Genomic DNA, 25,111 nt, shown 5'->3' with positions numbered 1-25,111 from the left:
CCCGCTCTGACCTGCCCTTACAGCACCGGCAGGTTCTTCCGCAGTTCGAACGCCGTCACCTCGGAGCGGTACTCCTCCCACTCCTGGCGCTTGTTGCGCAGGAAGAAGTCGAAGACGTGTTCGCCGAGGGTTTCGGCGACCAGTTCGCTGCGTTCCATCAGGGACAGGGACTCGCCCAGGTTCTGGGGCAGCGGCTCGATGCCCATCGCCCGGCGCTCCGCGTCGGAGAGGGCCCACACGTCGTCGTCGGCGCCCGGCGGCAGCTCGTAGCCCTCTTCGATGCCCTTGAGGCCGGCGGTCAGCAGGACCGCGTACGTCAGGTAGGGGTTCGCGCCCGAGTCGATCGAGCGGACCTCCACCCGCGCCGAGCCCGTCTTGCCGGGCTTGTACATCGGGACACGGACCAGGGCCGAGCGGTTGTTGTGGCCCCAGCAGATGTACGAGGGCGCCTCGCCGCCCGCGCCCGCGGTGCGCTCGGAGCCGCCCCAGATGCGCTTGTACGAGTTGACCCACTGGTTGGTGATCGCGGCGATCTCCGCCGAGTGCTTCAGCAGGCCCGCGATGAAGGAACGGCCGACCTTGGAGAGCTGGTACTCGGAGCCCGACTCGTAGAACGCGTTGCGGTCGCCCTCGAAGAGCGAGAGGTGCGTGTGCATGCCCGAGCCCGGGTGCTCGCTGAACGGCTTCGGCATGAACGTCGCCTGCACGCCCTGCTCCAGCGCCACCTGCTTCATGACCAGCCGGAACGTCATGATGTTGTCGGCCGTGGACAGCGCGTCCGCGTACCGCAGGTCGATCTCCTGCTGGCCCGGCGCGCCCTCGTGGTGCGAGAACTCGACCGAGATGCCCATCGACTCCAGCATGGTGATCGCCTGGCGGCGGAAGTCCATGCCGACGTTGTGCGGGGTGTGGTCGAAGTAGCCGGAGTTGTCGGCCGGGGTCGGCCGCGAGCCGTCCGTCGGCTTGTCCTTCAGCAGGAAGAACTCGATCTCCGGGTGGGTGTAGAAGGTGAAGCCCTGGTCGGAGGCCTTCGCCAGCGCCCGCTTCAGCACGTACCGCGGGTCCGCGAAGGACGGCGAGCCGTCCGGCATCAGGATGTCGCAGAACATCCGGGCGGTGCCGGGGGCCTCGGCCCGCCACGGCAGCACCTGGAAGGTCGACGGGTCCGGCTTGGCGATCATGTCGGACTCGTAGACGCGGGCGAAGCCCTCGATGGCGGATCCGTCGAAGCCGATGCCCTCGTCGAAGGCCTGTTCCAGCTCCGCCGGGGCCACGGCCACCGATTTGAGGAAGCCCAGCACGTCCGTGAACCACAGGCGTACGAAACGGATGTCGCGCTCTTCCAAAGTACGGAGCACGAACTCCTGCTGCTTGTCCATCTTCCGCTTCCACCCAATCTTGCTGGTCAGGCCGCCTGCTCCCGTCCCAGGGAGGCGGTCGGGCACCTGCGCATCACACCACATCAGCATTTCATGCGCGTTGCGGGCCCCGATCGTCCGGCCGACCTCCGCCCGAACGCCTCGCACACGGCAGGTGTACTGCACTGACGCCCATCTTGCCCGCTGAGCGGCGCACAGGAAATGGCCGACCACTGGCGTCTCTCCGTCACCTTCCCCACACGCACGGACACCCGCCAACCCCTCGCCTATAACTTGCATTTGAGATGCAAGTTTTAATACCGTGCGGGCAGTCGAGCTTGAGGAGCCCCGATGCTGTCCGAGCAGTCCGCCGCCACCGTCCGTGCCACCCTTCCCGCCGTCGGCGGGGCCCTGGGAGAGATCAGCGACCGCTTCTACGCGGGCCTCTTCGCCGCCCACCCCGAGCTGCTGCGCGACCTCTTCAACCGCGGCAACCAGTCCTCGGGAACCCAGCGCCAGGCCCTGGCGGGCGCGTTCGCCGCGTTCGCGACCCAGCTCGTCGAGCGGCCGGACGTACGGCCCGACGCGATGCTGAACCGCATCGCGCACAAGCACGCGTCCCTGGGCATCGCGCCCGAGCAGTACCCGGTGGTCCACCAGTACCTCTTCGCCGCCATCGCCGACGTCCTCGGCGAGGCGGTCACCCCTCAGGTCGCCGCCGCCTGGACCGAGGTGTACTGGCTGATGGCCAACGCCCTCATCGCCATCGAGAAGCGGCTGTACGCGGCGAGCGAGGCGGACGGCGTGGACGGCGGCCCGGGTGGGCGGCGGGCCTGGGAGGTCGTCGAGCGCGTCGAGGAGACCGCGGACGTGGCCACCTTCCTGATCCGCCCGGCCGACGGCTCCCCCGCGCCCGCCTTCCGGCCCGGCCAGTACGTCTCCGTGCGCGTCGAGCTGCCGGACGGGGCGCTCCAGACCCGGCAGTACAGCCTCATCGGCGCGGCCGGCTCGTCCGTACGCCGGATCGGTGTGAAGCGGGTGCACGGCGGGGGTGCGCCCGAGGGGGAGGTCTCCAACCACCTCCACGCGCGCGTGGAGGTCGGCAGCACGCTCGACGTGTCCGCCCCGTACGGGGATCTCGTCCTCGACGCCGGCTCGGAGGCGCCGGTGCTGCTCGCGTCCGCGGGTATCGGGGTGACGCCGATGATCGCCATGCTGGAGCAGCTCGTGGCGTCCGGGCATCGGGGGCCGGTGACCGTGGTGCACGCGGACCGGTCCCCGGGGGAGCACGCTCTGCGCGAGGAGCACGCGGGGTGCGTCTCGAAGCTTGCCGACGGGGTGGCGCACTTCTGGTACGAGCGGGGGGTTGCGGCGGGGCATCCGGTCGAGCGGGTGGGGCTGGTCGATCTCTCCGGAGTGGTGGTCGCGTCGGGCACGCGGGCGTATCTGTGTGGGCCGTTGCCGTTCATGCGGGCGGTGCGGGGGCAGCTTCTCGCGAAGGGGGTCGCTGCTGCCGACATCCACTACGAGGTGTTCGGGCCGGACCTGTGGTTGGCGGACGCCGACGCCTGACAGGGGCTCCGCCTCGCCGAGGGGGCGGGGTTGCGCCTTGGCTGCGGGTGGGTGGGGGCTGACCGCGCCGTTCCCCGCGCCCCTGAAAAGCGGGCCCGGTGGGGGCTGGCCGCCGCTCCTCGTGCTCGTTAAAGATTGCGCCGTTCCCCGCGCCCCTGAAAGACGGGCCCGGTGGGGGTTGGCCGCCGCTCCTCGTGCACCTCAAGGATTGCGCCGTTCCCCGCGCCCCTGGAAAGCGGGTCCGGTGGGGGCTGGCCGCCGCTCCTCGTGCACCTCAACGATTGCGCCGTTCCCCGCGCCCCTGAAAAGCGGGTCCGGTGGGGGCTGGCGCGGACGGCCACCTGTGCCCGCCCCAAAGGGGCGCGGGGAACTGCGCGGCCGACCCCCACCGGCCCGCAGCCGACCGGCAAACCCGAGGCGGCACCCCCCAAGGGGCGCGGGGAACTGTGCGAACGGCCCCCACCGGGCCGCAGCCGACCGACAAGCCCGCTCATCTCATCGTGATGTCCAGCAGCAACGGACCCGTCGGCGCAGCCACCATGTCCCTGATCGTCAGCGGGTCCAGGGACGCGTAGAACGCCTCCTGGGCCCGCCGCAAGGCGACCCGCAGGCGGCACCCCGTGTGCAACGGACACGGCGACGCCCCCTCGCAGTCGACGACATCCCCCTCGCCCTCGAAGACCCGCACGACCGCCCCCACCGACGCCCCCCGCCCCTCCTCCGTGAGCGCGAGCCCACCCCCGCGCCCCCGCCGCGCGGAGAGCAGCCCGAGGTGCTGGAGCTCGGCGACCACCTTCGCCGCATGCGTGTACGGCACCTCCATCGCCGCCGCCACGTCCCGCGTCGTCGGCGTCGCGGCGTCCTCCGCGACAGCGAGCCGCATCAGGACGCGCAGAGCCAGGTCGGTCGATCGCAACAGCCGCATACCGGCAGCGTAAATAATGCGCATCCCGGCTTCAAATTATCTGTCGCGGCCCCGACCATTTGGCCAATCCCCAGGGCTCCCCACCTGGAACCCCTCCTCCCCCACTACGATCAGCAGACCACTCCACCGCCCCTTTCCCCCAGAAGGACCACCCCATGGGTTCCGCCAAGAAGACAGAGTCCGCGTCGCGCAAGGCGCGGATAGAGGAGATGCGGCGCGCCGAGCAGTCCCGCGAGCGGCGCAACCGGATCCTCACGATCACCGCCAGCGTGATCGTCGTCGCCGGTCTCGTCGCCGGTGGCGCGTTCCTGATCAAGTCGCAGTCCGACGACAGCGACAGCGCGGCGAGCGACTCGAAGGCGGCGTCGGGGAAGTTCGTCACGGGCAAGGACGGCGTGAAGAAGTGGAGCACCAAGCTCACGCAGAACCACGTCACCAAGGACGTGAAGTACCCGATGGAGCCCCCGGTCGGCGGTGACCACAACCAGGTGTGGATGAACTGCAACGGCGACGTCTACGAGGACGCGATCAAGAACGAGAACGCCGTGCACTCGCTGGAGCACGGCGCGGTCTGGGTGACGTACAACAGCAAGGCGTCCGACGCCGACGTGAAGGCGCTCGCGGAGAAGGTCAAGAAGACGCCGTACTCGCTGATGAGCCCCGTCGAGGACCAGAAGGACCCGATCATGCTCTCCGCGTGGGGTCACCAGCGGACGGTGAAGAGCGCGAGCGACCCGGACGTCGGCACGTTCTTCGAGACGTACGTCCAGGGCGAGCAGACGCCGGAGCCCGGCGCCGCCTGCACCAACGGCCTGTCGAAGTGAGGAAGATGAAGTCCGCGGGCTGGATCACCGGAGCAGCCGCGGCCGTCCTCGTGGCGGCCGGGGCGATCACGTACGCGGTCGCCGACGGCGACGACTCCGGGATGCGGCCACCCGCGGCGGACTCGGCGGACGCGGGTTTCGCCCGTGACATGTCCGTGCACCACCAGCAGGCCGTCGAGATGTCGTACATCGTGCGCGACCTCACCGACGACGAGGAGGTGCGCCGCCTCGCGTACGACATCGCGCAGACCCAGGCCAACCAGCGCGGCATGATGCTCGGCTGGCTGGACCTGTGGGAGCTGCCCAAGGTGTCCGCCGACGAGCCCATGGAGTGGATGGGCATGGCCGGCATGGGGTCCGGTGAGGACGGCGCGCTGATGCCGGGCATGGCGACCAACACCGAGATGGACGCGCTGCGCAAGCTGAGCGGCAAGGCGGCCGAGGTCCGCTATCTGCAGCTCATGTACGCCCATCACGTGGGCGGTGTGCACATGGCCAAGGGGTGTGTGGAGCGCTGCCAGGTCGGTGTGGAGCGGCGGCTCGCGCAGGGCATGGTGCAGGCCCAGGAGTCGGAGATGAAGCTGATCTCGGATCTGCTGGAGCAGCGCGGCGCGAAGCCGCTGAACTGATCCACGACCGATCCACCACCGATCCACAACCGGACAGCAACTGATCCATAACGCCCCAAATGCCCTTCCCATACGGTTCCTTGGGTGGTTTTTGGGCCAGCCATGTCCCGGCCATTCCCCTGGCATGAACGGTTCATCGCAAGAGTGACCCCCATCCAGTGATCCTTTGGGGGTTCCATGAGATCCAATCGCGCCGCGGTGCGCGCCGGAGTGAGCATGGCGGCGACCCTGCCGCTGCTCGCCGGCGCGCTGGCCCTGGGCATACCCGCGGCCCACGCCTCCGACGGTCCGGCCGGCCGTGACACGCTCCAGGGCACCAAGCCCCTGTGGGCCACGGCCGGGGCGGACAAGGGGGCCACGGCTGACGGCTCCCGGGTGTCGGCCCGGGTCTACCTCGCCGGACGGGACGCGGCGGGCCTGAGCGCCTACGCGAAGGCCGTCTCCGACCCGTCGTCGGCCTCGTACGGGAAGTACCTCACCGCGCGGCAGGCCCGGTCCCGCTTCGGCGCGACCGGGGCGCAGGTGGCCGCGGTGACGGCCTGGCTGAAGTCCGCGGGGCTGACCGTCACCGGCACCAGTACGCACTACGTGTCGGTGACGGGTGAAGTGGCGGACGCGGAGAAGGCGTTCGGCACGCAGCTGCACAACTACGCGAAGGGCAAGAAGACCTACCGCGCCCCTTCGAAGGCAGCCTCCGCGCCCGCCGGGCTGAACGGCGCCGTCCTCACCGTGACCGGCCTGGACAACGCCCCGCACAAGGCGGACCACTCCGACACCCTGCCCCCGCCGGACGCCGTGTTCCGCAACGCCGGGCCGTTCTCATCGTACTACGGCTCGAAGACCGCGACGACGCTGCCGGGCGCGTACGGCACGAAGGTCCCGTACGCCGTGAAGGGCTACACCGGCAAGCAGCTGCGGGCCGCCTACGGGGCGGGCAAGGCGACCGGCAAGGGTGTGACCGTGGCGATCACGGACGCGTACGCCTCGCCGACGATCGCGGCGGACGCGGCCACGTACGCGGCGAAGCACGGGGATTCGAAGTACAAGGGCGGGCAGTTGACGCAGGTGCTGCCCGGTCAGTACACGCGGACCGAGGAGTGCGGGGCGGCGGGCTGGTACGGCGAGGAGACCCTCGACGTGGAGGCCGTGCACGCGGTCGCGCCCGCCTCGGACATCGTCTACGTGGGCGCCTCGTCCTGCTACGACGACGACCTGCTCGACTCGCTCGGCAAGATCGTCGACGGGCGCCTCGCCGACATCGTCTCCAACTCCTGGGGCGACATCGAGGCCAACCAGACGCCGGACCTCGCCGCCGCCTACGACCAGGTCTTCCAACTCGGCGCGATCGAGGGCATCGGCTTCTACTTCTCGTCCGGCGACAACGGCGACGAGGTCGCCAACACCGGTACGAAGCAGGTCGACACCCCCGCCAACTCGGCGTGGGTCACGGCGGTCGGGGGCACCTCGCTCGCCGTCGGCAAGGGCGACACGTACAAGTGGGAGACCGGCTGGGGCACGCTCAGGGCCACGCTGTCCGACGACGGGAAGAGCTGGACGGACTTCCCGGGCGCGTACACCTCGGGTGCGGGCGGCGGGACCAGCGCGACGGTGAAGCAGCCGTTCTACCAGCGGGGTGTCGTGCCGTCGCGGCTCGCGAAGGCGAACGGCCGGCAGGCCATGCGCACGGTTCCCGACATCGCGGCGATCGCCGACCCGAACACCGGGTTCCTGGTCGGGCAGACGCAGACGTTCCCGGACGGGACGCAGCGGTACGACGAGTACCGCATCGGCGGCACCTCGCTCGCCTCGCCCGTCATCGCCGGTGTCCAGGCGCTCGCCCAGCAGGCGCGCGGCGGACGCCCGATCGGGTTCGCCAACCCGGCGATCTACGACCGCTACGGCACGAAGCTCTACCACGACGTCACGGACCGCCCCACGGGCCGCGACCTCGCGGTGGCACGCGTGGACTTCGTCAACGCCTTCGACGCCTCGGAGGGCCTGCTGACCTCGGTCCGCAGCCTCGGCAAGGACAGCAGCCTGAAGGCCGTGCGGGGGTACGACGACGTCACGGGGGTGGGTTCGCCCGCGCCGGGTTACGTGACCTCGTACCGCCACTGAGCCGCTGAGGCTTCTCCTCATCTCCGGTGCGTCCGTTCCTCTTCCTGGCCGGCGGGGGACGGGCGCACCGGTCCGTTCGGTGGGTTCATGATGGCCGCCGCCACGTCCTGGGGGCGGTCGAGCATGACGAGGTGACCTGCGGGGGCGGAGACGCGGAAGGTGGCGCCGAGGCGCTCGGCGAGGCGTTCCTGGTGGTCGAGCCAGTGCCGTGGGCCGTCGCGGCCGGGGTTGGCTCCGGCGGCCAGGACGGTGACGGGTACGTCCTCCGGCAGAGGCCGCTCCCGTAGCCCCACCAGCGCGACCGCCTGGTCCCGGTAGGTCGCGTTCTCGGCGAGGGCGGCCCGCAGGGAGCGGCTGGTGGAGTAGGCGCGCCGCACGAGGTCGTGGGGCGCAGGGTCGTACGGGGTGGGGTCGCCGCCGTGGTGGCGTGCGGCCCTGACCGCGGTACGCCGCAGGAGTGGGCCGAGTGCGCGAGGGAGGCCCGCGCCCGCCAGCAGCGTGCCGCACGCGCGCGTAGCGGTGTTCCGGAGGGCGGGGGCGCGGCTCGGGCGCGGTTCCTCCTCCACGCTGGAGTCGACCAGGACGAGCCCGGCCGTCCGCCCCGGGTACAGCCGGGCGAAGGCCTCGCAGTGGAAACCGGCGAGCGAGTGGCCGACGACGGTGGCGGGCGTGCGGACCCCGGCCGCGTCGAGCACGCGCGCGATGCGGTGCGCCTCGCCGGTGAGCGTGGGCCACGCGCGCGCGGGCGCGGGGGCGCTGAGGCCGAGGCCCGGCCGGTCGAAGCGGACGACTGTGCGGTACGGGGCGAGGAGCGGGACCACGGGGTCCCAGTCGAACCAGGACATGCCCAGGCCGGCGCTGAGCAGGCAGACGGGGCCTGCGCCGTCGATGCGCAGGTGGTGCGGGATTCCGTCGATGCGGACGAAGGTCATGGGCGGGCGTCCGCTCGGCGGAGGGCCCCGCGGGTGGCGGGCTCGTGGGTGGCGGGCTCGTGGGTGGCGGGTACGCGTTCGGCGGGTTCGCGGGTGTGGAGGAGGGTGACGGCCAGTGCGCCCAGCCAGATGGCGATGACGCCGACCTGGAGGCGCTGGGCGATGCCGACGCCCCAGCCGTCGTGGCCCGTCTCCAGGGCGGCGATCGCGGCCAGGGTCCAGGCGGTGGCGGCCAGTTCGAGCGCCAGGAGGGCGCGGCCCGCGCGGGCCGTGCGGGTGAGGGTCGCCATGGCGACGAGGATGCCGCACAGGGCGAGCGTGCTGCTCACCGTGTGCGCGGAGTGGGTCCACGGGACCTGGGCCGCGGTCTCTCGCGCGGCGCATGCCGGGTCCGTGGTGGGGGTGCAGCTCAGCGGCAGTCGGGAGTCGACGGCTGTGGCCGCGCCGAAGAGGAGGAGGGCGGCGCGGGCGGTCCGTGGGATGCGGCGGGCCGACAGGGTCGCGGTTGCGGTTGCGGCTGCGGCGCACACCAGCGTGCCCGCGAGGAGGTCCGCCGTGCGGAACAGGGTGCTGTACGGCTGGTTGGTCGCGGCGAGTTCACTCACGTAGGTGTGGGGTGGGGGGAGGCTTGTTCCGAGGAACGTTTCCAGGGTCCATGCGGAGTAGGTGAGGGCTGCCAGGGCCAGGAGGGTGGCTGTCGCGGCCGGGCGGGGTGTGATCATTGACGCCCATGATCGGGGCGGGGGGTTGTTTTCGCATGTTCTCGGGTGCGGGCCCGGCGGGGCTGAGCGGGTCGCTTTCGACTGCGGCTCCGGTGGAGGCTGGCCGCGCAGTTCCCCGCGCCCCTTAAAGACGGGCCCGGTGGGGCTGGGCATGCGCCCCCTCGCGCCCCTCAAAGATTGCGCAGTTCCCCGCGCCCCTGAAAAGACGGGCCGTTCTCGGGTGCGGGCCCGGTGGGGGCTGAGCGCGCAGTTCCCCGCGCCCCTAAAAGCGGGCCGGTGGGGGTTGCGGGTGTCGATCCCTGTGCCCCTGAAAGCGTGCCGGTGGGGGCTGGGCGTGTCTCCGAGGGGGACGTCGCGCACCGAGTCGCCCTTAAGGGGCGCGGGGAACTGCGCGGCCAACCCCCACCGGACCCGCAGCCGACCGACGAGCCCGAGGGGGCACCCCCAGGGGCGCGGGGAACTGCGCGGGCAACCCCCACCGGCCCGCAGCCGGAGGCAGGGCGCAGGCAACCCCCGGCAGGGCGTGCGCAGGGGCCGCAGCCCATTGTGTCGGATTGACGATTACACTGGGGATCGTGCCTCAACTACGCCTCGCTCTGAATCAGATCGACTCGACCGTCGGCGATCTCGCCGGGAACGCCGAGGCGGTCGTCCGCTGGACCCGGCACTCCGCCGAGCAGGGAGCGCACCTCGTGGCGTTCCCCGAGATGGTGCTGACCGGGTACCCCGTAGAAGACCTGGCCCTGCGGTCGTCCTTCGTGGAGGCGTCCCGCGCGGCCCTGCACGCCCTCGCCGCGCGGCTCGCCGAGGAGGGGTTCGGGGAGCTGCCGGTCGTCGTCGGCTACCTGGACCGTTCCGAGAAGGCCCAGCCCAGGTACGGGCAGCCGGCCGGCGCCCCGCGCAACGCCGCGGCGGTGCTGCACCGCGGCGAGGTGGTCCTCACCTTCGCCAAGCACCACCTGCCGAACTACGGCGTCTTCGACGAGTTCCGCTACTTCGTGCCCGGCGACACCCTCCCGGTCGTCCGGGTGCACGGCATCGACGTGGCGCTCGCCATCTGCGAGGACCTCTGGCAGGACGGCGGCCGGGTCCCGGCGACCCGTTCCGCCGGGGCGGGCCTGCTGCTCTCGATCAACGCCTCCCCGTACGAGCGGGACAAGGACGACACCCGGCTCGACCTCGTGCGCAAGCGCGCGCAGGAGGCCGGCTGCACGACCGCCTACCTGGCCATGATCGGCGGCCAGGACGAGCTGGTCTTCGACGGCGACTCGATCGTCGTGGACCGGCACGGCGAGGTCGTCGCGCGGGCGCCCCAGTTCTCCGAGGGGTGTGTCGTCCTGGACCTGGACCTGCCCGCCGCCGCGCCCGAGCCGCCCTCGGGCATCGTGGACGACGGGCTGCGCATCGATCACCTGGTCATCTCGGACGAGCCGCTGCCGCCGTACGAGGCGGAGCTCTCCGGCGGGTACGCCGAACGGCTCGACCCCGACGAGGAGGTGTATTCGGCGCTCGTGGTGGGCCTGCGCGCGTACACCGCGAAGAACGGTTTCAGCTCCGTGCTGATCGGGCTCTCGGGCGGTATCGACTCCGCCCTCGTCGCCGCGATCGCCTGCGACGCGCTCGGCGCGCAGAACGTGTACTGCGTGTCGATGCCGTCCAAGTACTCCTCGGACCACTCCAAGGGCGACGCGGCCGAGCTGGCGCGGCGGACCGGGCTCAACTTCCGGACCGTACCGATCGAGCCGATGTTCGACGCGTACATGGAGTCGCTGGGCCTCACCGGGCTCGCCGAGGAGAACCTCCAGTCGCGGCTGCGCGGCACCATGCTGATGGCCCTCTCCAACCAGGAGGGGCACATCGTGCTGGCGCCGGGCAACAAGTCCGAGCTGGCGGTGGGGTACTCGACGCTGTACGGGGACTCCGTGGGCGCGTACGGGCCGATCAAGGACGTCTACAAGACGTCGATCTTCCGGCTCGCCGAGTGGCGCAACCGGGCCGCGGCCGAGCGGGGGCAGACTCCGCCGATCCCGGAGAACTCCATCTCCAAGCCGCCGAGCGCCGAACTGCGGCCGGGGCAGGTCGACACGGACTCACTGCCGGACTATCCCGTCCTGGACGCGATTCTGGAGCTGTACGTCGACCGGGACACGGGGGCCGACGCGATCGTGGCCGCGGGGTTCGACCGGGAGATGGTCACCAAGACGCTCCGGATGGTCGACACGGCCGAGTACAAGCGGCGGCAGTATCCGCCGGGCACGAAGATCTCGGCGAAGGGCTTCGGCAAGGACCGGCGGCTGCCCATCACCAATCAGTGGCGCGAGCGGTTGTGACGGGCTGCGCCCCTCTTCCCGCCCGACGGCACCTCCATCGTCGACTGCGGACCGGCGGGGGCTGAGCGCGCCGTTCCCCGCGCCCCCGAAAAGGCACGCCTGACGACAACTCCGTCGTCAACCGCAGGCCGCGGGGGCTGAGCGCGCCGTTCCCCGCGCCCCCAAAAAGGCACGCCCGACGGCACCTCCGTCGTCAACCGCGGACCGCGGGGGCTGAGCGCGCAGTTCCCCGCGCCCCCGAAAAGCACGCCCGGTCGCGCCGTTCCCCGTGGCCCTCAGGGGCGCGGGGAACGGCGCGGGCTTCTGTTTTGCGGGGGCACGGCCGGGGCGGCGGCCACGCGCTGTCGCGGGCCGTGTTCTCGCGGCAGGCGGGGGGCCAGGAGCAGCATCAGTGCCGCGCCCAGTGCGGCGAGCAGGCCGACGGCGAGCCAGGGAAGCAGGCGGTCGCGGCTGAAGAGCACCCCGAACAGGGTGGGCGCGAGGACGTTCGCCCCGGCGAAGGAGTACTGGAACGCCGCCAGATAGGTGCCCCGGGACCCGGTCGGCGCCGCGTCCGCGGCGAGCGCGTTGGAGGCGGGTCCGTAGACCATCTCCGCGAGGGTGTAGCAGACCACCACCGCCACCAGGAACGGCACCAGCGCCCGGGACGGCAGCAGGACGGCCGACGCGGACGCGGCGCACCACAGCGCCCACAGACCGCCGGCCCAGGCCATGGCGCGGGCGCGGGTGCAGCGGCGCCGCACGAAGCGGGTCACGGCGGCCGTGCAGGTGGCGAGCAGCAGGGTGTTGAGGGCCAGCAGGGGGCCGGGCGCCCAGTCCGGCCCGGACAGGCCCTGGATGACGTACACGGGAAGCGACAGGGACAGGAACGTGCTGCACGTGGCGAAGATCGTGGAGATCGCGATCAGCGCGAGGTAGGGGCGGTCCCGCAGCAGCGCGCCGTAGCCGGAGCGGCCCTCGGCCGGTGGGGCGGCGTGCGGTACGGCGGGTACTGCGAGGGCGACCACCAGCGCGGCGGCCAGGAACGCCAGCCCGGAGGCGAGGATCAGTCCGTCGTAGACGCGTGCCGAGTCGACGGCGAGCACCGCGCCCGCGAGCAGGGCACCGCCGCCCGCGCCCGCTTCCCGGATCATCCCGGCACGGGCGAACCAGTGGTCCTTGCCGTCCGCCCCCACCACGGCCGCCCCCACCGCGTCGGTGCCCGCCGCGTCCGCGCTCTCGGCGTCCGCCAGGTCCGCGATGAGGGTGAAGACCGAGGACCAGTAGACGCGCAGGCCCGCCGTGGTCACCAGCATCGCGGCCACCAGCGAACCCGTTCCCGAGACGAGCAGGTAGAGCAGGAACCCGGTCCCTTGCAGCGCCTGCCCGGCGGCGACCACCAGCCGGGGCCCGAACCGGTCGACCAGCTTTCCGACGACCAGCGGCAGCGGCAGGGTCAGGGCGGTGCTCACACTGGTGAGCACGCCGATCGCCACCAGGTCCAGATCGGTGACCCGCAGGAAGTACAGCATGGACAGCGGGAGGTACAGGCCCGTGCCCAGCGAGTCGACCGCCACCGCCGCCAGCAGCGGCCGGCGTCCGCGCCGTAAGCCGCTCCGGCCCGTAACGCCGCCCGTCCTCGCCCCTGCCACGCGATGCACCCCGCTCGTTCCGCCGGCCACCCGCTGGCCGGCCCACGTTTGTAACAGGGATGCCGGTGCCCCTCAACTGCTTATCCCGCCGGCGGCACTCCTCTCGGAGGCGGCCGGTGTCGTCGGAAGCGGCCGGTGTCGTCGGAGGCGGCCGGTGTCAGTGGTGGGCCGGGACCTCCGCCTGCTGCGGGGAGTGGGTCGCCACTATGCGGCCCGCGTTCGTCGTGCCGCGGTTGCGGTCCACGACGTACGCGACGGCCGCGACGCCCAGGCCCAGGATCGCCAGGGCCGCGCCCGCGAGGGCCGGGGACGTGACGCCGTAGCCCGCCGCGAGGGCCAGGCCGCCGATCCAGGCGCCGCCGGCGTTCGCGAGGTTGAAGGCCGCCTGGTTGGCGGAGGAGGCCAGGGACGGGGCCGAGGACGCCTTCTCCATGACCATGAGCAGGAGCGGGGAGCTGGTCATGAACGCCGCCGCGCCGAGCAGGACGACCGCGAGGGGCGCGCTCCACGCCGTGTTCATCATGAGCGGGAACAGGGCCAGGACCGCCGCCAGCCAGACGAGCCCGCCGAACAGGGTGCCGCGCATCGAGCGGTCGGCCAGGCGGCCGCCGAGCAGGTTGCCCACCGTCGCGCCCACACCGAACAGCGCGAGCAGCAGGGTCACGCTGGAGTCGGCGTACCCGGCGGAGTCCGTCAGCATCGGCGTGATGTAGCTGTACGCCGAGAAGAGCGCGCCGAAGCCCGCGACGGTCGTGCCGAGCGCCAGCCAGACCGGGATCGACTTGAGCGCCCGGAGTTCGCCGCGCAGCCCGGTGGGTGCGGAGTCGTGCTCGGTGTTCCGGGGCAGGAGCAGCGCCAGGGAGCCGATGGCGGCCAGGCCGATCACGCTGACGCCGAGGAAGGTGGCGCGCCAGCCGAACTGCTGGCCCACGAAGGTCGCGGCGGGGACGCCGACGATGTTCGCGACGGTCAGGCCGAGGAACATGAGGGAGACCGCGCGGGCCTTGCGCTCGGCGGAGACCATGCCGGTGGCGACGACGGCGCCCACACCGAAGAAGGCGCCGTGCGGCAGGCCGCTCAGGAAGCGGGCCGCGAGCAGTGAGGTGTTGTCGGGGGCGAACGCCGAGAGCGTGTTGCCCACGACGAACAGCACCATCAGCCCGATGAGGACCTTGCGGCGGGCCATGCGCGCGGTGACCGCCGCGAGCAGCGGGGCGCCGACGACGACGCCGATCGCGTACGCCGAGACGAGGTGGCCCGCGGTGGGGATCGAGATGCCCAGGTCGTCCGCGACGTCGGGCAGCAGCCCCATCATCACGAACTCGGTGGTGCCGATGCCGAAGGCGCCCACGGCGAGGGCGAGCAGGGCCAGGGGCATGAGGGACCTTTCACAGGGGAGAGCGGTGTTCCGTGCAGTTTATGTTCACCTGCGGAACAAAGCCTTCCAGCCCCAGTATTCCCAGAGGTTTCCCAGAGGTTAGAGCCCGTGACACAAGCTCTTACGAGCCGGCTGCCGACAGCTTCACGCGGGCGGCGATCGGAAGGTGGTCGCTGCCCGTCTCCGGGAGGGTCCACGAGGTGACCGGCTCCACACCCTTGACCATGATCTGGTCGATCCGCGCCATCGGGAACGACGCCGGCCAGCTGAACCCGAAGCCGCTGCCCGCCGCGCCCTGCGCGGAGCGCATCTGCGAGGTGACGCCGTTCAGCGCGCGGTCGTTCATCGTGCCGTTCAGGTCGCCGAGGAGGGCGATGTCCGGCAGCTTCTCGTCGGCGATGGCCTCGCCGAGCGCGTCGGCGCTCTTGTCGCGCTGCCGCGCGGTGAAACCGGCCTCCATCTTCACCCGCACGGAGGGCAGGTGCGCCACGTACACCGCGAGCCGTCCCTCGGGCGCGGTGACGGTCGCCCGCATCGCGCGGGTCCAGCCGAGCTTGATGTCGACGGGAGCGGCGCCGCTGAGCGGGTACTTGCTCCACAGGCCGACCGTGCCCTGCACGGAGTGGTACTTGTACGTCGAGGCGAGGGCCTTCTCGTAGACCGGGGCCGCCGAGGTGGTCAGCTCCTCCAGGGCCACCACGTCCGCGCCGGAGGCGGCCACGTCACGCGCCGTGCCCTCAGGGTCCGGGTTGTCCGCGTTGACGTTGTGCGTGGCGACGGTGAGGTCGCCGCCCGAGCCCGTCCGGTCGACGAGGAGCCCGCCGAAGAGGTTGACCCAGATGATCGCGGGCACCAGCACGGCGATCAGCGCGGTGGCGGACCTGCGGACCAGCGCGAGGACGAGCAGCACCGGGATCGCCAGGCCCAGCCAGGGCAGGAAGGTCTCCAGGAGGCTGCCGAGGTTGCCAATCCTGTTCGGGATCTGCGCGTGCAGCGCCATCACCAGGGCGAGCACGAGGGCGAACGCGGCCAGGACGATCCCGCGCCGCCAGATGCCCCGGTCGGTGCGGAGCGAGGTCAGCAGGCGGCGGAGCCGGGGGCCTCTGCGGTCGGGTCCCTGGCCGCCGCTGCCCGTCTCCGTCATGTACGCCTGCGCCATACCGTCGCCTCACCAACTGCCGTTCACAACATCCCCGCGCCCTAAGACCCTAGGGGATGATCGCGATCGCTCCCGCCGCCGCACGGCGGCCGTACGGGCACAAGGACGACCGAGGGGGCGCGGCGAGTTCCGGCGGCCGTCCAGGTGGGGTGGTCTGTGACGGAACGCGCACATTGGACCGACCGGTGTCCAGGGGGCGGAACTCACAGTCTCGGCGCTCACGGTCCCGGCGCCCACGGTCTCGGCGCTCACAGTCTCGGCGCTCACGGTCTCAGCGAGCGGCGGGGCCCAGTCCCGCCAGGACCGTGTCGACGATGCGTTCGGACAGTCCCTCCTCAAGGCCCGCGTCCGGACGGATGACCGCGCGGACGAGCATGGGGCCCACGAAGAGGTCGTTGGCCAGTTCGACGTCGACGTCCGCGCGGAACTCGCCGTTCGCCTGGCCGCGCCGCAGGACGTCGAGCGTCATCAGGCGGCGCGGTTCGATGACGGCCGCGTGGTAGACCTTCCACACCTTGGGGCTGCTCTTCATCTGCGCGTAGACGTTGTGCATGATCGCCGACGAACGCGAGGCCAGACCGCGGTGCCGCAGCGATTCGAGTATGACGATCAGGTCGTCGCGCATGGAGGTGCCGGGCAGTTGCGGGTCGGGCGGTTCCGCGGTGCGCATCACATCGCAGAAGAGTTCCTCGCGGCCGCTCCAGCGGCGGTAGATGGTGGCCTTGCCGACGCCTGCGATGCGGGCGACGCGCTCTATGGAGATCTCCGCGAGCGGGACGCCTTCCTCCAGGAGGCGCATGACGCCCTCGATGATCGAGCGCTCCACCGCCTCGCTGCGGGGGCGGCCTCTGGCGGGGCCGCCGCGCCCTGTCGTGCCCGCCGACTGCTCCGCGCCGCCCACGTTTTCGCTCCGCTCTGGTTGGGTGTTGCCGTCCTGACGCCGCGCCGTCGGTCGCCTCTTGGATCGATTGTCCCTGGCCGACGATTGTCCCTGGGCGACCGCGGGTTGTGACATGGGTGCGGGTTCGTTGTGGCTGGCCGCGCAGTTCCCCGCGCCCCTTCAGGGCGCTTCAGTGGTCGGCGCTTACCAGGTCCGTTTCCTTTTCTGTCTTTGTCGGGGTGCGGCCCGGGAGGAAGAGGTAGACGACCAGTGCGCCGACCACGGCGACTCCCGCGCCGCACAGGGCCGTCACGTGCATCGCATGGAGGAAGGCGTCGTTGGCCGGGCCGATGAGCGCGTCGCCCTTGGGGCCGAGCTTCGCGGCGAAGCCGAGGGTCGCCTCGATGGACTCGCCCGCCTCGTGCCGGGCGGCGTCGGGCAGCTTGTCCTCAATGCCCGAGCGGTACGCGGCGGACAGGACCGAGCCGAGTACGGCGATGCCCAGGGCGCCGCCGACCTGGCGGAAGGTGTTGCTGAGCGCGGAGGCGGAGCCCGCCTTCTCACGGGGCAGCGCCTGCATGATCACGACGCTGGTCGGCGTCATGATGTGCGCCATGCCCGCGCCCATCAGGAAGAAGATGACCTCCAGGATCCAGATCGGCGTGTCCGCCTCCAGCGCGGCGAACGCGGCCAGCATGGCGGCGATGGTGAGCATGCCCGCGGTCGTGGTGGCCCGGTTGCCGAAACGGTCCACGACCAGCCGGGCGCGCGGCGCGAAGACGAGCTGCGCGACGGCCAGCGGCAGCATCAGCAGGCCGGTCTGCAGGGGCGAGTAACCGCGCACGCTCTGGGTGTAGAAGACGGAGAAGAAGGTGACGCCCATCAGCGCGAAGAACACCAGCGCTATGGCGGCGATGGCCGCGGAGAAGACCTTGTTCTTGAAGTAGTCGATGTCGATCGACGGGTGGTCGCTGCGCTTCTCGTGCACGACGAAGCCGACGAGGACGACGAGTCCGGCGCCGATGGTCGCGAGGACCGTGGCGTCCGTGAAGTCGGCGAGCTGGCCGCCCTTGATGATGCCGTACACCAGCAGGACGAGGCCGATGACGGACAGCACCACGCCCACCGGGTCGATACGGCCGGGCTTCGGGTCGCGGGAGTCGGGGACGAGCCAGATCATCAGGCCGAGCGCCACGATCACGATCGGTACGTTGATCAGGAAGACGGAACCCCACCAGAAGTGGTCGAGCAGGACCCCTCCGGTGATCGGGCCGATGGCGATGGCGAGGCCGACGCCGCCCGCCCAGATGCCGATGGCCTTCGGCTGTTCGTCGCGCTCGAAGACGTTCATCAGGACGGCGAGGGTGGCCGGCATCACGAAGGCGGCGCCGAGGCCCATCACCGCGCGGAACGAGATCAGCTCGACCGGGGAGCCGGAGGACGCGGCGAGCGCCGAGCCGATCCCGAAGACGAGGAGGCCGCCGAGCAGCACCTTCTTGCGCCCGAGCCGGTCACCGAGGAGACCCGCGGAGAAGAGCAGGCCCGCGAAGACGAGGGTGTACGAGTTGATCGCCCATTCCAGCTCGCTCTGGGTGGCTCCCAGGCCGGTCGGGGCGGGCGTCGAGATGGTCTTGATCGCGACGTTCAGGATCGAGTTGTCGAGAACGACGATCAGCAGGCTCAGCATCAGCACGCCGAGGATCGCCCAGCGTCGTCGGTGCACGGCCTCCGGTATCCGGGGCGCGGTGTCGGCAGGAGTTGTCATGCTGAAAAGGCTAGAGGAGATTCGATACGAGACCGTCTCGTATCGGAATCCTTTACCGAGATCTTACGAGCCCTGGAGGCGGCCTTGGGGACGGGGCCGCGGCGGTGGAGACGAGGGCCACGGTGACCCCTCTAGCCGTTCTGTGGCACGAGGTGCCACCATGGAGGGGATCCGGGGACGCCGTCAGGGCGCTTCGAGATGACAGAAGGAGCCGTTGCAATGACGCAGTTTTCGGCTGCCCAGAACACCACCGACAGCAGCAACAGGGCGCTGTACGGAGGCAAGGGCACACGCCGTATCACTGTCCGCGACATCACGGTGGCCAAGGAGCGCGGCGAGAAGTGGCCGATGCTCACCGCGTACGACGCGATGACCGCGTCCGTCTTCGACGAGGCCGGCATCCCGGTCATGCTCGTCGGCGACTCCGCGGGCAACTGTCACCTGGGCTACGAGACCACCGTGCCCGTCACCCTCGACGAGATGGCCATGCTGTCGGCCGCGGTCGTCCGGGGCACCTCGCGCGCCCTCATCGTGGGCGACCTGCCGTTCGGGTCGTACCAGGAGGGGCCGGTGCAGGCGCTGCGCTCGGCCATGCGGCTGGTGAAGGAGGCCGGGGTCGGGGCCGTGAAGCTGGAGGGCGGTGAGCGCTCGCACGAGCAGATCAAGCTGCTCGTGGAGTCGGGCATCCCGGTGATGGCGCACATCGGGCTCACGCCGCAGTCCGTGAACTCCATGGGATACCGGGTGCAGGGGCGCGGCGAGGAGGCGGCTCAGCAGTTGCTGCGTGACGCCAAGGCCGTGCAGGACGCGGGGGCGTTCGCCGTCGTGCTGGAGCTCGTGCCGGCGGAGCTGGCCGCCGAGGTCACGCGTGTGCTGCACATTCCGACCGTCGGGATCGGGGCGGGGGCCGAGACGGACGCGCAGGTGCTCGTGTGGACCGACATGCTCGGGCTCACGGGTGGGAAGATGCCGCGGTTCGTGAAGCAGTATGCGGATCTGCGGCGGGTCATGGGGGATGCGGCGAAGGCGTTCGCCGACGATGTCATCGGCGGAACGTTCCCTCAGGAGGAGCACTCCGTCCACTGACGCACTGGTCCACTGCGGCAAGAAGGCAGCCCGCCGATTTCCCCCGTCGGCGGGCTGCCGTTTTTTCCCGCCCCCGCCGCCCCTACCCATCCCGTCACTGCATGGGGGCTCCGCCCCCTCGTCCCCCTTTTGCGCAGTTCCCCGCGCCCCCAGGTACCTGGGGGCGCGGGGAACTGCGCAATCGTTCAGGCCCGCCCCCACCGGGCGTCGGCCGACGCTGGGCCTCGTTTTTCAGGGGCGCGGGGAACTGCGCAATCTTTTAGGCCCACCCCCCAGGCGGAGCCTGTCGGTGAGCTGTCGGTGGTTTGTCGGTGGGGGGTGCGAGTTTGGGTGGCATGACGCGAATCGACAACGAGCCCCGGCAGGACGGCGGCCCCGGCCGCCCCGACGCCGTCAGCGTCCGGGGACTGGTCAAGCACTACGGCGAGACCAAAGCACTGGACGGCGTGGACCTGGACGTACGCGAGGGCACCGTCCGCGGCGTGCTCGGCCCGAACGGCGCCGGCAAGACGACCCTCGTACGCATCCTCTCCACCCTCCTCATACCCGACGCGGGCCGCGCCACGGTCGCCGGCTTCGACGTCGTGCGCCAGCCCCGCCGCCTGCGCCGCGTGATCGGCCTCACCGGCCAGTACGCCTCCGTCGACGAGAAGCTCTCCGGGCGCGAGAACCTCTATCTGATCGGCCGGCTCCTCGACCTGACCCGCAAGGACGCCCGCACCCGCGCGGACGAACTGCTGGAGCGCTTCTCGCTCACCGACGCGGGCAAGCGCCCGGCGAGCACGTACTCCGGCGGCATGCGGCGCCGCCTCGACCTCGCCGCGTCCATGATCGGCAGTCCGACCGTCCTGTTCCTGGACGAGCCGACGACCGGCCTGGACCCCCGTACGCGGCAAGAAGTGTGGGGCGAGGTCAAGCGGATGGTGGGGGACGGTGTCACCGTGCTGCTCACCACCCAGTACATGGAGGAGGCCGAGCAGCTCGCGAACGAGCTGACGGTCATCGACCGCGGCAAGGTCATCGCGAACGGCGGCATCGACGAGCTGAAGGCGAAGGTCGGCGGCCGCACCCTGCGCATCCGCCCGGCCGACCCGCTGGAGCTGCGCCCCACGGCCACGGCGCTCGACGAGTTCGGCCTCACGGGACCGGGCAGCGCCACGGTGGACATCACCACCGGCACGGTCCTCGTCCCGATCCTCAGCGACGAGCAGCTGACCGCCGTGGTCGGCGCGCTCACCGCCCGGGGCATCACCCTCGCCGGCCTCAGCACCGAACTGCCCAGCCTGGACGAGGTGTTCCTCTCCCTCACCGGCCACCGGGCCAGCGAACCGACCGATCCGGACGACCCGCGGGACATCCCGGCCGACCGCTCCCACGAGTCCTACGAGGAGGCCGCCGTATGAGCGCCGCCACCGTCACCGAGGCGCCCGCGGCGCTCGGCACCGACGACGATCCGCACGTCGGCATACGCGCCCATCTGCGCCACATCAGCGCCCTGGTCCGCCGCAACGTGCTGTGGATCCGCCAGGACCCGGAGTCGATGTTCGACGTCATCCTGATGCCGATCGTCTTCACGCTGCTCTTCGTGTTCGTCTTCGGCGGCGCGATCGCCGGCAAGGGCAACCAGGACGAGTACGTCAACTACGTCGTCCCCGGCCTCATGGCGATGATGGGCATGAACATCGCGATGGGCGTGGGCACCGGCTTCAACCAGGACTTCCAGACGGGCGTGATGGACCGCTTCCGGTCCCTGCCGATCTCCCGTGCCTCGGTTCTGATCGCCAAGATCTCCGTCGAGATCGGCCGGCTGCTGCTCGCCACGGCGATCCTGCTCGGGGTCGGCTTCCTGCTCGGCCTGTCCGTGTCGAACGTCCCCGGCCTGTTCGCCGCCATCGGCCTGGCCCTGGTCTTCGGCTCCTCCATCATGTGGATCTTTCTGACCATGGGCGTGGTGATGAAGAACGCCCAGGCCATCCAGGGAATGGGGTTCCTCGTGCTGATGCCCCTGCAGTTCGGCTCTTCGATCTTCTCGCCGCCGTCCACCATGCCGGGCTGGCTCCAGACGTTCACCGACTACAACCCGCTGTCGTCCCTCGCGGACGCGGCCCGGGGTCTGATGAACGGCGGCCAGCCGGTCGCCCACGACGTCATGATCACGCTGCTCTGGTCGCTCGTCATCACCGTGGTGATGGCCCCGGTCGCCATCCACAAGTACCGCACCAAGACCTGACGACCTCTGTCAGACCAGGGCGGCGGCCTCCTCGAAGGAGAGGCCGCCGCCCTGCGCGTACGCGGCGTCGTACGCCCGGTCGTCGAGGATCTCGCGCGCCGCCGCCTCGGCCTGTCCCCTGATCTCGTGCTCCACGACGGCCCGGAAGTGCCCGGGCGGCAGGAGTTCATCGGCGGCGCCGAGGCACCGGGCGGCGTCCTCGGCGCGCCGGCCGCCCTCGGCCCCGGCGAGGGCGATGGACGCGGTCGCCAGATGCACCGAGAACATGTGCGGCGCGATCATCTGGGTCAGGGGGTCCTTGGCCCGCTCCAGGGCTCCCCGCACCTTCACCACCGCCTCGTCGTACAGGCCCTCCTGCGAGTCCAGCCAGGCCTCCACGCCCATGACGAACCCGTCGAAGACCACGAACCGGACGGCGCCGAAGTCCTCCCACAGCCGTTCCATCTGCGCCCGCGCCTCGGCGACGCGGCCGGTGCGGCCGAGCCACATCGCGAGGAAGAGCCGGGCCCCGGGCATGGCCTCGTTCTGCGCGCCGTCGCCCTGTTCCAGGACCTCGCGCAGCAGCCGCTCGCCCCGCCCGGTCTCGCCCGCGTCGATGAGCACGCTGCCCAGCCGGGTGCTGAGGATGGCCATCTGGGCGCGGGCGCCCAGGCGTTCGGCGTGGGTGATGGCCGTCTCGTAGTCCGTCGCGGCGAGTCGGTAGTCGCCCTTGCGTTCATGGGCCTCGCCCCGCGCGGAGAGCGCCTCGGCGGCGCCCCAGGCGTCTTCGAGGCCCACGAAGAGCTCCAGCGACTCGTCGGCGTCCCGGGTCGCGTCCCCCGCCCAGTCGGCGCGGTTGGCGAGCATGTTGGCCCGCATCTGCAGGGCGACGGCCAGCTCCCAGCGGGTGCCGAGCCGCCGGCAGGTCTCCACGCTCGCGTCGATGACCCGGCGCAGCCGGTCCATGTCGCCGGTCAGCAGCACGGCGAAGAACCAGAGGTAGCCGGGGTTGCGGCAGACCTGCGGGAGCCCGGGCTCGTAGGCCTCGGTGACGGCGAGCAGCTTGGCCTCCGCCTCCGGTGTCTGCCAGGTGTCCAGCTCCAGGTCCATACAGGCGAGATGGAGGAGATGGATGCCGCGCCTGGCCTCCACGAGGACGTCCTGGCTCATGGGCGGCGGCCCGGCGATGCAGGACTCGTACAGCGGGACGGCCCGTTCGGTGGGTGGCGCGAAGGGGTCGGGGCCCATCGCCATGACCTCGCGCGTCCAGTTGCGGGTGATCATGCGCAGGTCGCGGATCTGCCAGTACCAGGCGAGGGACAGGACGAGGCAGAGCGCCTCCTGTTCGTCCTGCGCGGCGACGGCGCGTTGCAGTGCGGCGCGGGTGTTCTCGCTTTCGAGCTGGAACAGTTCGATGGCCGCGCGCTGGCCGGGGCCGCGCAGCAACGGGTCGGTGGTGCGGGCGAGTTCGCGGTAGTAGGTGAGATGGGCGCGCTCGGTCGCGGTGCGCTCGCCGGACGCGTCGAGGCGCTGTCCCGCGTACTCGGCGACGGTCTCCAGGAGCCGGTAGCGCATGGCGCCGTCGCCCGGGCCCGCGCTCTCGTCCGCCCCCTCCCCCGCGTGCTCGCCCGAAGGGGCGGCCACCACGAGGGACTTGTCGACCAGCGAGCCGAGCGCCTCCAGCGCGGCGGGTCCGCAGACCGCCTCGGCGGCGGCGAGGTCGCAGCCGCCGGCGAAGACGGACAGCCGCCGCAGTACGTCGCGTTCGTCCTCGTCCAGCAGGTCCCAGGACCAGTCGACGACGGCCCGCAGGGTCTGCTGGCGCGGCAGGACCGTACGGCTGCCGGAGGTGAGCAGCCGGAAGCGGTTGTCGAGGCGGTCGGCGATCTGGCGCAGGGTGAGCATCCGCAGCCGGGCGGCGGCCAGTTCGATGGCGAGCGGCAGTCCGTCCAGGCGTCGGCAGATCTCCGCGGCGGCCTCCGGGTCGTCCTCGATCCGGAAGCCGGGCCGGGCGGCGGCGCCCCGGTCGGCGAGCAGCCTCAGCGCGTACGGCTCGGGCAGCGGCTCGACGGGCCGCAGCAACTCCCCCGGTACGCCGAGGGGTTCGCGGCTCGTGGCCAGTACGGTCAGTCCGGGGCAGCGTTCGAGCAGTTGCTCGACGAGGCGGGCGGCGGCGTCCACGACGTGTTCGCAGTTGTCGAGGACGATCAGCATGCGGCGTTTGGCGCAGTGCTCGGTGAGCCGGACCAGCGGGTCGTCGTGCCGGTCGGTGACGGCCCGCAGCTCCTCGGCGCCGGCGCCGCGCAGCACGGTCTCCCGGGCGCCGACCGCGGTGAGGACGGCCTCGGGGACGGCGTCCGGGTCGGCGACGGGCGCGAGTTCGGCCAGCCACACGCCGTCGGGCAGGTCCCGGGCGACGCTCTCCGCCGCCTCCTGGGACAGCCGGGTCTTCCCGGCGCCGCCCGGCCCCAGCAGGGTGACGAGGCGCGCTCCGGCGAGGTCCCCGCGGATGGTGGCCAGATCGCCGTCCCGCCCGACGAATGAGGTGAGCCGGGCCCGCAGATTCCCGAGCGCCCCGGGCCGCTCGCGCGGGGCGCCACCGCGTCGCCCCTGCGCCGCCTCGGAGCCGCTTCCGCCCGGGGCGGCCTCGGGACCGCCGCTGTACGAGGCCCGCAGCAGCTCGGTGTGCAGGGCGCGCAGTTCCGGACCTGGGTCCGTGCCCAGGCGGTCGGCCAGCAGGCGGCGTACGGACTCGTAGGCGGCCAGGGCCTCCGCCGCGCGGCCCGCGTCGCGCAGGGCCCGCAGGCGCAGCGCCTGGAGCGGTTCGTCCAGCGGGTGGGTGTCGCAGAGGGCGGTGAGGTCGGGCAGGGACTGCTCGGCGTGGCCGAGGGCCAGGGCGGCGCCGAGACGGGCGCGCCGCGCGTCGAGCCGGCGGGCCTCCCGGCGCGACGACTCCGCCGTACGGTCCGGGAGATCGGCGAGGGCCGGGCCCTGCCAGAGGGCCAGGGCGTCGTCCAGGATGACGGCCGCCTTGCCGGGGTCGCCGTCGGCCAGCGCGCGCGAACCCTCGCCCGCGAGCCGTTCGAACCGGTGCAGGTCGACGTCGTCGGCCGCCGCGCGCAGCCGGTAGCCGCCCTCGTCGGAGCCGATCGCGTCGGCGCCCAGCGCCTTGCGCAACCGGCCCACCAGGGCCTGGAGCGCGCCCGGGGCGTCGGCCGGGGGGTCCGCGCCCCAGACCTCGTCGACCAGCGCGGTCACGGACACGGTCCGGCCGGGGCGCAGGGCGAGCACCGTCAGCAGGGCGCGCAGCCGCGCCCCGCCGACCGGAACGAGGGTGCCGTCGGGGCGGAGTGCCTGGGTGGTGCCGAGGATGCGATAGCGCACGCAGACCATTGTCCCTGTCTGCGCCCCTGCCCCGCCCCGGATTTTGGACCGGCGTGAACCGGGGACGGCCGGGAAGGGGCCAAGGGCCTGTCAGACAGGCCCTGGGGCGCGGGTGGAGGGTCGCAGGAACCTCCGACCCTCCTGAGGACGTTCCCCCCACACCACCGGTACGGTCTAACCGGCACGCCCAGCCCGTTCGAACATTCCAG

General features: G+C 71.7%; 18 protein-coding genes. 8 read left to right on the top strand and 10 right to left on the bottom strand.

The features are described 5' to 3' along the window. Positions 1–17: 17 nt before the first annotated feature. Positions 18–1,379 carry a glutamine synthetase family protein gene (locus tag J8N05_RS15150; RefSeq protein ID WP_107018335.1) on the bottom strand — a complete coding sequence of 454 codons (1,362 nt, stop codon included), beginning with the start codon at positions 1,377–1,379 and terminating at the stop codon, positions 18–20. Between the two features lie 330 nt (positions 1,380–1,709). Here J8N05_RS15150 and J8N05_RS15145 point away from each other — a divergent pair, with 330 nt between their 5' ends. After that, positions 1,710–2,930, top strand: a complete 1,221-nt coding sequence (locus tag J8N05_RS15145) for a globin domain-containing protein (RefSeq protein WP_210883230.1) — start codon at positions 1,710–1,712, stop codon at positions 2,928–2,930. A 490-nt stretch (positions 2,931–3,420) separates the two neighbouring features. Here the strand turns inward: J8N05_RS15145 and J8N05_RS15140 are convergent, their stop codons facing one another. After that, positions 3,421–3,855 carry an RrF2 family transcriptional regulator gene (locus tag J8N05_RS15140; protein ID WP_210883229.1) on the bottom strand — a complete coding sequence of 145 codons (435 nt, stop codon included), beginning with the start codon at positions 3,853–3,855 and terminating at the stop codon, positions 3,421–3,423. A gap of 155 nt (positions 3,856–4,010) precedes the next feature. Between J8N05_RS15140 and J8N05_RS15135 the strand changes: the two genes are divergently transcribed. From J8N05_RS15135 to J8N05_RS15125, 3 genes are all read left to right on the top strand, one after another. After that, on the top strand, positions 4,011–4,679 hold the full coding sequence (locus J8N05_RS15135) for a DUF3105 domain-containing protein (RefSeq protein ID WP_210883228.1): 669 nt from the start codon (positions 4,011–4,013) through the stop codon (positions 4,677–4,679). A 5-nt stretch (positions 4,680–4,684) separates the two neighbouring features. Continuing rightward, entirely contained in the window at positions 4,685–5,308 is a 624-nt protein-coding gene (locus J8N05_RS15130; protein WP_210883227.1) for a DUF305 domain-containing protein, read from the top strand. Positions 5,309–5,485: 177 nt separating this feature from the next. After that, positions 5,486–7,426, top strand: a complete 1,941-nt coding sequence (locus J8N05_RS15125; protein ID WP_210883225.1) for a S53 family peptidase — start codon at positions 5,486–5,488, stop codon at positions 7,424–7,426. A 17-nt stretch (positions 7,427–7,443) separates the two neighbouring features. On the opposite strand, the gene J8N05_RS15120 is transcribed toward J8N05_RS15125, so the two are convergent. Both J8N05_RS15120 and J8N05_RS15115 read right to left on the bottom strand, forming a co-directional pair. Then, positions 7,444–8,358 (bottom strand): alpha/beta fold hydrolase, encoded by a 915-nt coding sequence (locus J8N05_RS15120; RefSeq protein WP_210883224.1) that lies wholly within the window; start codon positions 8,356–8,358, stop codon positions 7,444–7,446. Next, positions 8,355–9,080 (bottom strand): DUF998 domain-containing protein, encoded by a 726-nt coding sequence (locus J8N05_RS15115; RefSeq protein WP_210883223.1) that lies wholly within the window; start codon positions 9,078–9,080, stop codon positions 8,355–8,357. Before J8N05_RS15115 ends, J8N05_RS15120 begins: the two co-directional genes overlap by 4 nt. Positions 9,081–9,655: 575 nt before the next feature. Between J8N05_RS15115 and J8N05_RS15110 the strand changes: the two genes are divergently transcribed. Then, the gene (locus tag J8N05_RS15110; RefSeq protein WP_210883222.1) at positions 9,656–11,410 is read left to right on the top strand and encodes an NAD+ synthase; all 1,755 of its coding nucleotides are present in this window, start codon (positions 9,656–9,658) and stop codon (positions 11,408–11,410) included. A 275-nt stretch (positions 11,411–11,685) separates the two neighbouring features. On the opposite strand, the gene J8N05_RS15105 is transcribed toward J8N05_RS15110, so the two are convergent. The 5 genes from J8N05_RS15105 to J8N05_RS15085 form a co-directional block, all read right to left on the bottom strand. Beyond that, positions 11,686–13,041, bottom strand: coding sequence for an MFS transporter (locus J8N05_RS15105; RefSeq protein WP_247706287.1), 1,356 nt, complete (start codon positions 13,039–13,041; stop codon positions 11,686–11,688). 157 nt (positions 13,042–13,198) lie between these two features. Then, complete coding sequence (locus J8N05_RS15100) at positions 13,199–14,419, bottom strand: MFS transporter (protein ID WP_210883221.1); 1,221 nt, start codon at positions 14,417–14,419, stop codon at positions 13,199–13,201. 121 nt (positions 14,420–14,540) lie between these two features. Continuing rightward, positions 14,541–15,578 carry an endonuclease/exonuclease/phosphatase family protein gene (locus tag J8N05_RS15095; protein WP_210883220.1) on the bottom strand — a complete coding sequence of 346 codons (1,038 nt, stop codon included), beginning with the start codon at positions 15,576–15,578 and terminating at the stop codon, positions 14,541–14,543. A 271-nt stretch (positions 15,579–15,849) separates the two neighbouring features. Further along, entirely contained in the window at positions 15,850–16,479 is a 630-nt protein-coding gene (locus J8N05_RS15090; protein ID WP_247706286.1) for a TetR/AcrR family transcriptional regulator, read from the bottom strand. 169 nt (positions 16,480–16,648) lie between these two features. After that, the gene (locus J8N05_RS15085; RefSeq protein WP_210883217.1) at positions 16,649–18,223 is read right to left on the bottom strand and encodes an MFS transporter; all 1,575 of its coding nucleotides are present in this window, start codon (positions 18,221–18,223) and stop codon (positions 16,649–16,651) included. 219 nt (positions 18,224–18,442) lie between these two features. Here J8N05_RS15085 and panB point away from each other — a divergent pair, with 219 nt between their 5' ends. The 3 genes from panB (at position 18,443) to J8N05_RS15070 (ending at position 21,539) form a co-directional block, all read left to right on the top strand. After that, positions 18,443–19,309 (top strand): 3-methyl-2-oxobutanoate hydroxymethyltransferase, encoded by an 867-nt coding sequence (panB, locus tag J8N05_RS15080; RefSeq protein WP_210883216.1) that lies wholly within the window; start codon positions 18,443–18,445, stop codon positions 19,307–19,309. 335 nt (positions 19,310–19,644) lie between these two features. Beyond that, on the top strand, positions 19,645–20,712 hold the full coding sequence (locus tag J8N05_RS15075; protein ID WP_210883215.1) for an ATP-binding cassette domain-containing protein: 1,068 nt from the start codon (positions 19,645–19,647) through the stop codon (positions 20,710–20,712). Next, on the top strand, positions 20,709–21,539 hold the full coding sequence (locus tag J8N05_RS15070) for an ABC transporter permease (protein ID WP_210883214.1): 831 nt from the start codon (positions 20,709–20,711) through the stop codon (positions 21,537–21,539). The genes J8N05_RS15075 and J8N05_RS15070 overlap by 4 nt, the downstream gene beginning before the upstream one ends. 9 nt (positions 21,540–21,548) lie before the next feature. On the opposite strand, the gene J8N05_RS15065 is transcribed toward J8N05_RS15070, so the two are convergent. Next, a complete protein-coding gene (locus tag J8N05_RS15065; RefSeq protein ID WP_210883213.1) occupies positions 21,549–24,911 on the bottom strand; it encodes an AfsR/SARP family transcriptional regulator in 3,363 nt (1,120 codons plus the stop codon). Positions 24,912–25,111 lie beyond the last annotated feature (200 nt).

The organism is Streptomyces liliiviolaceus (assembly GCF_018070025.1).
Lineage (GTDB): Bacteria > Actinomycetota > Actinomycetes > Streptomycetales > Streptomycetaceae > Streptomyces > Streptomyces liliiviolaceus.
The sequence above is the reverse complement of the archived record's forward strand: the minus strand, read 5'-3'. Positions and strand labels throughout refer to the sequence as shown.

Coding starts and splice junctions, on each gene's coding strand:
- J8N05_RS15150 (WP_107018335.1), bottom strand. CDS start 1,379: ATGGACAAGCAGCAGGAGTTCGTGCTCCGTACTTTGGAAGAGCGCGAC.
- J8N05_RS15145 (WP_210883230.1), top strand. CDS start 1,710: ATGCTGTCCGAGCAGTCCGCCGCCACCGTCCGTGCCACCCTTCCCGCC.
- J8N05_RS15140 (WP_210883229.1), bottom strand. CDS start 3,855: ATGCGGCTGTTGCGATCGACCGACCTGGCTCTGCGCGTCCTGATGCGG.
- J8N05_RS15135 (WP_210883228.1), top strand. CDS start 4,011: ATGGGTTCCGCCAAGAAGACAGAGTCCGCGTCGCGCAAGGCGCGGATA.
- J8N05_RS15130 (WP_210883227.1), top strand. CDS start 4,685: ATGAAGTCCGCGGGCTGGATCACCGGAGCAGCCGCGGCCGTCCTCGTG.
- J8N05_RS15125 (WP_210883225.1), top strand. CDS start 5,486: ATGAGATCCAATCGCGCCGCGGTGCGCGCCGGAGTGAGCATGGCGGCG.
- J8N05_RS15120 (WP_210883224.1), bottom strand. CDS start 8,358: ATGACCTTCGTCCGCATCGACGGAATCCCGCACCACCTGCGCATCGAC.
- J8N05_RS15115 (WP_210883223.1), bottom strand. CDS start 9,080: ATGATCACACCCCGCCCGGCCGCGACAGCCACCCTCCTGGCCCTGGCA.
- J8N05_RS15100 (WP_210883221.1), bottom strand. CDS start 14,419: ATGCCCCTGGCCCTGCTCGCCCTCGCCGTGGGCGCCTTCGGCATCGGC.
- J8N05_RS15095 (WP_210883220.1), bottom strand. CDS start 15,578: ATGGCGCAGGCGTACATGACGGAGACGGGCAGCGGCGGCCAGGGACCC.
- J8N05_RS15085 (WP_210883217.1), bottom strand. CDS start 18,223: ATGACAACTCCTGCCGACACCGCGCCCCGGATACCGGAGGCCGTGCAC.
- panB (WP_210883216.1), top strand. CDS start 18,443: ATGACGCAGTTTTCGGCTGCCCAGAACACCACCGACAGCAGCAACAGG.
- J8N05_RS15075 (WP_210883215.1), top strand. CDS start 19,645: ATGACGCGAATCGACAACGAGCCCCGGCAGGACGGCGGCCCCGGCCGC.
- J8N05_RS15070 (WP_210883214.1), top strand. CDS start 20,709: ATGAGCGCCGCCACCGTCACCGAGGCGCCCGCGGCGCTCGGCACCGAC.
- J8N05_RS15065 (WP_210883213.1), bottom strand. CDS start 24,911: ATGGTCTGCGTGCGCTATCGCATCCTCGGCACCACCCAGGCACTCCGC.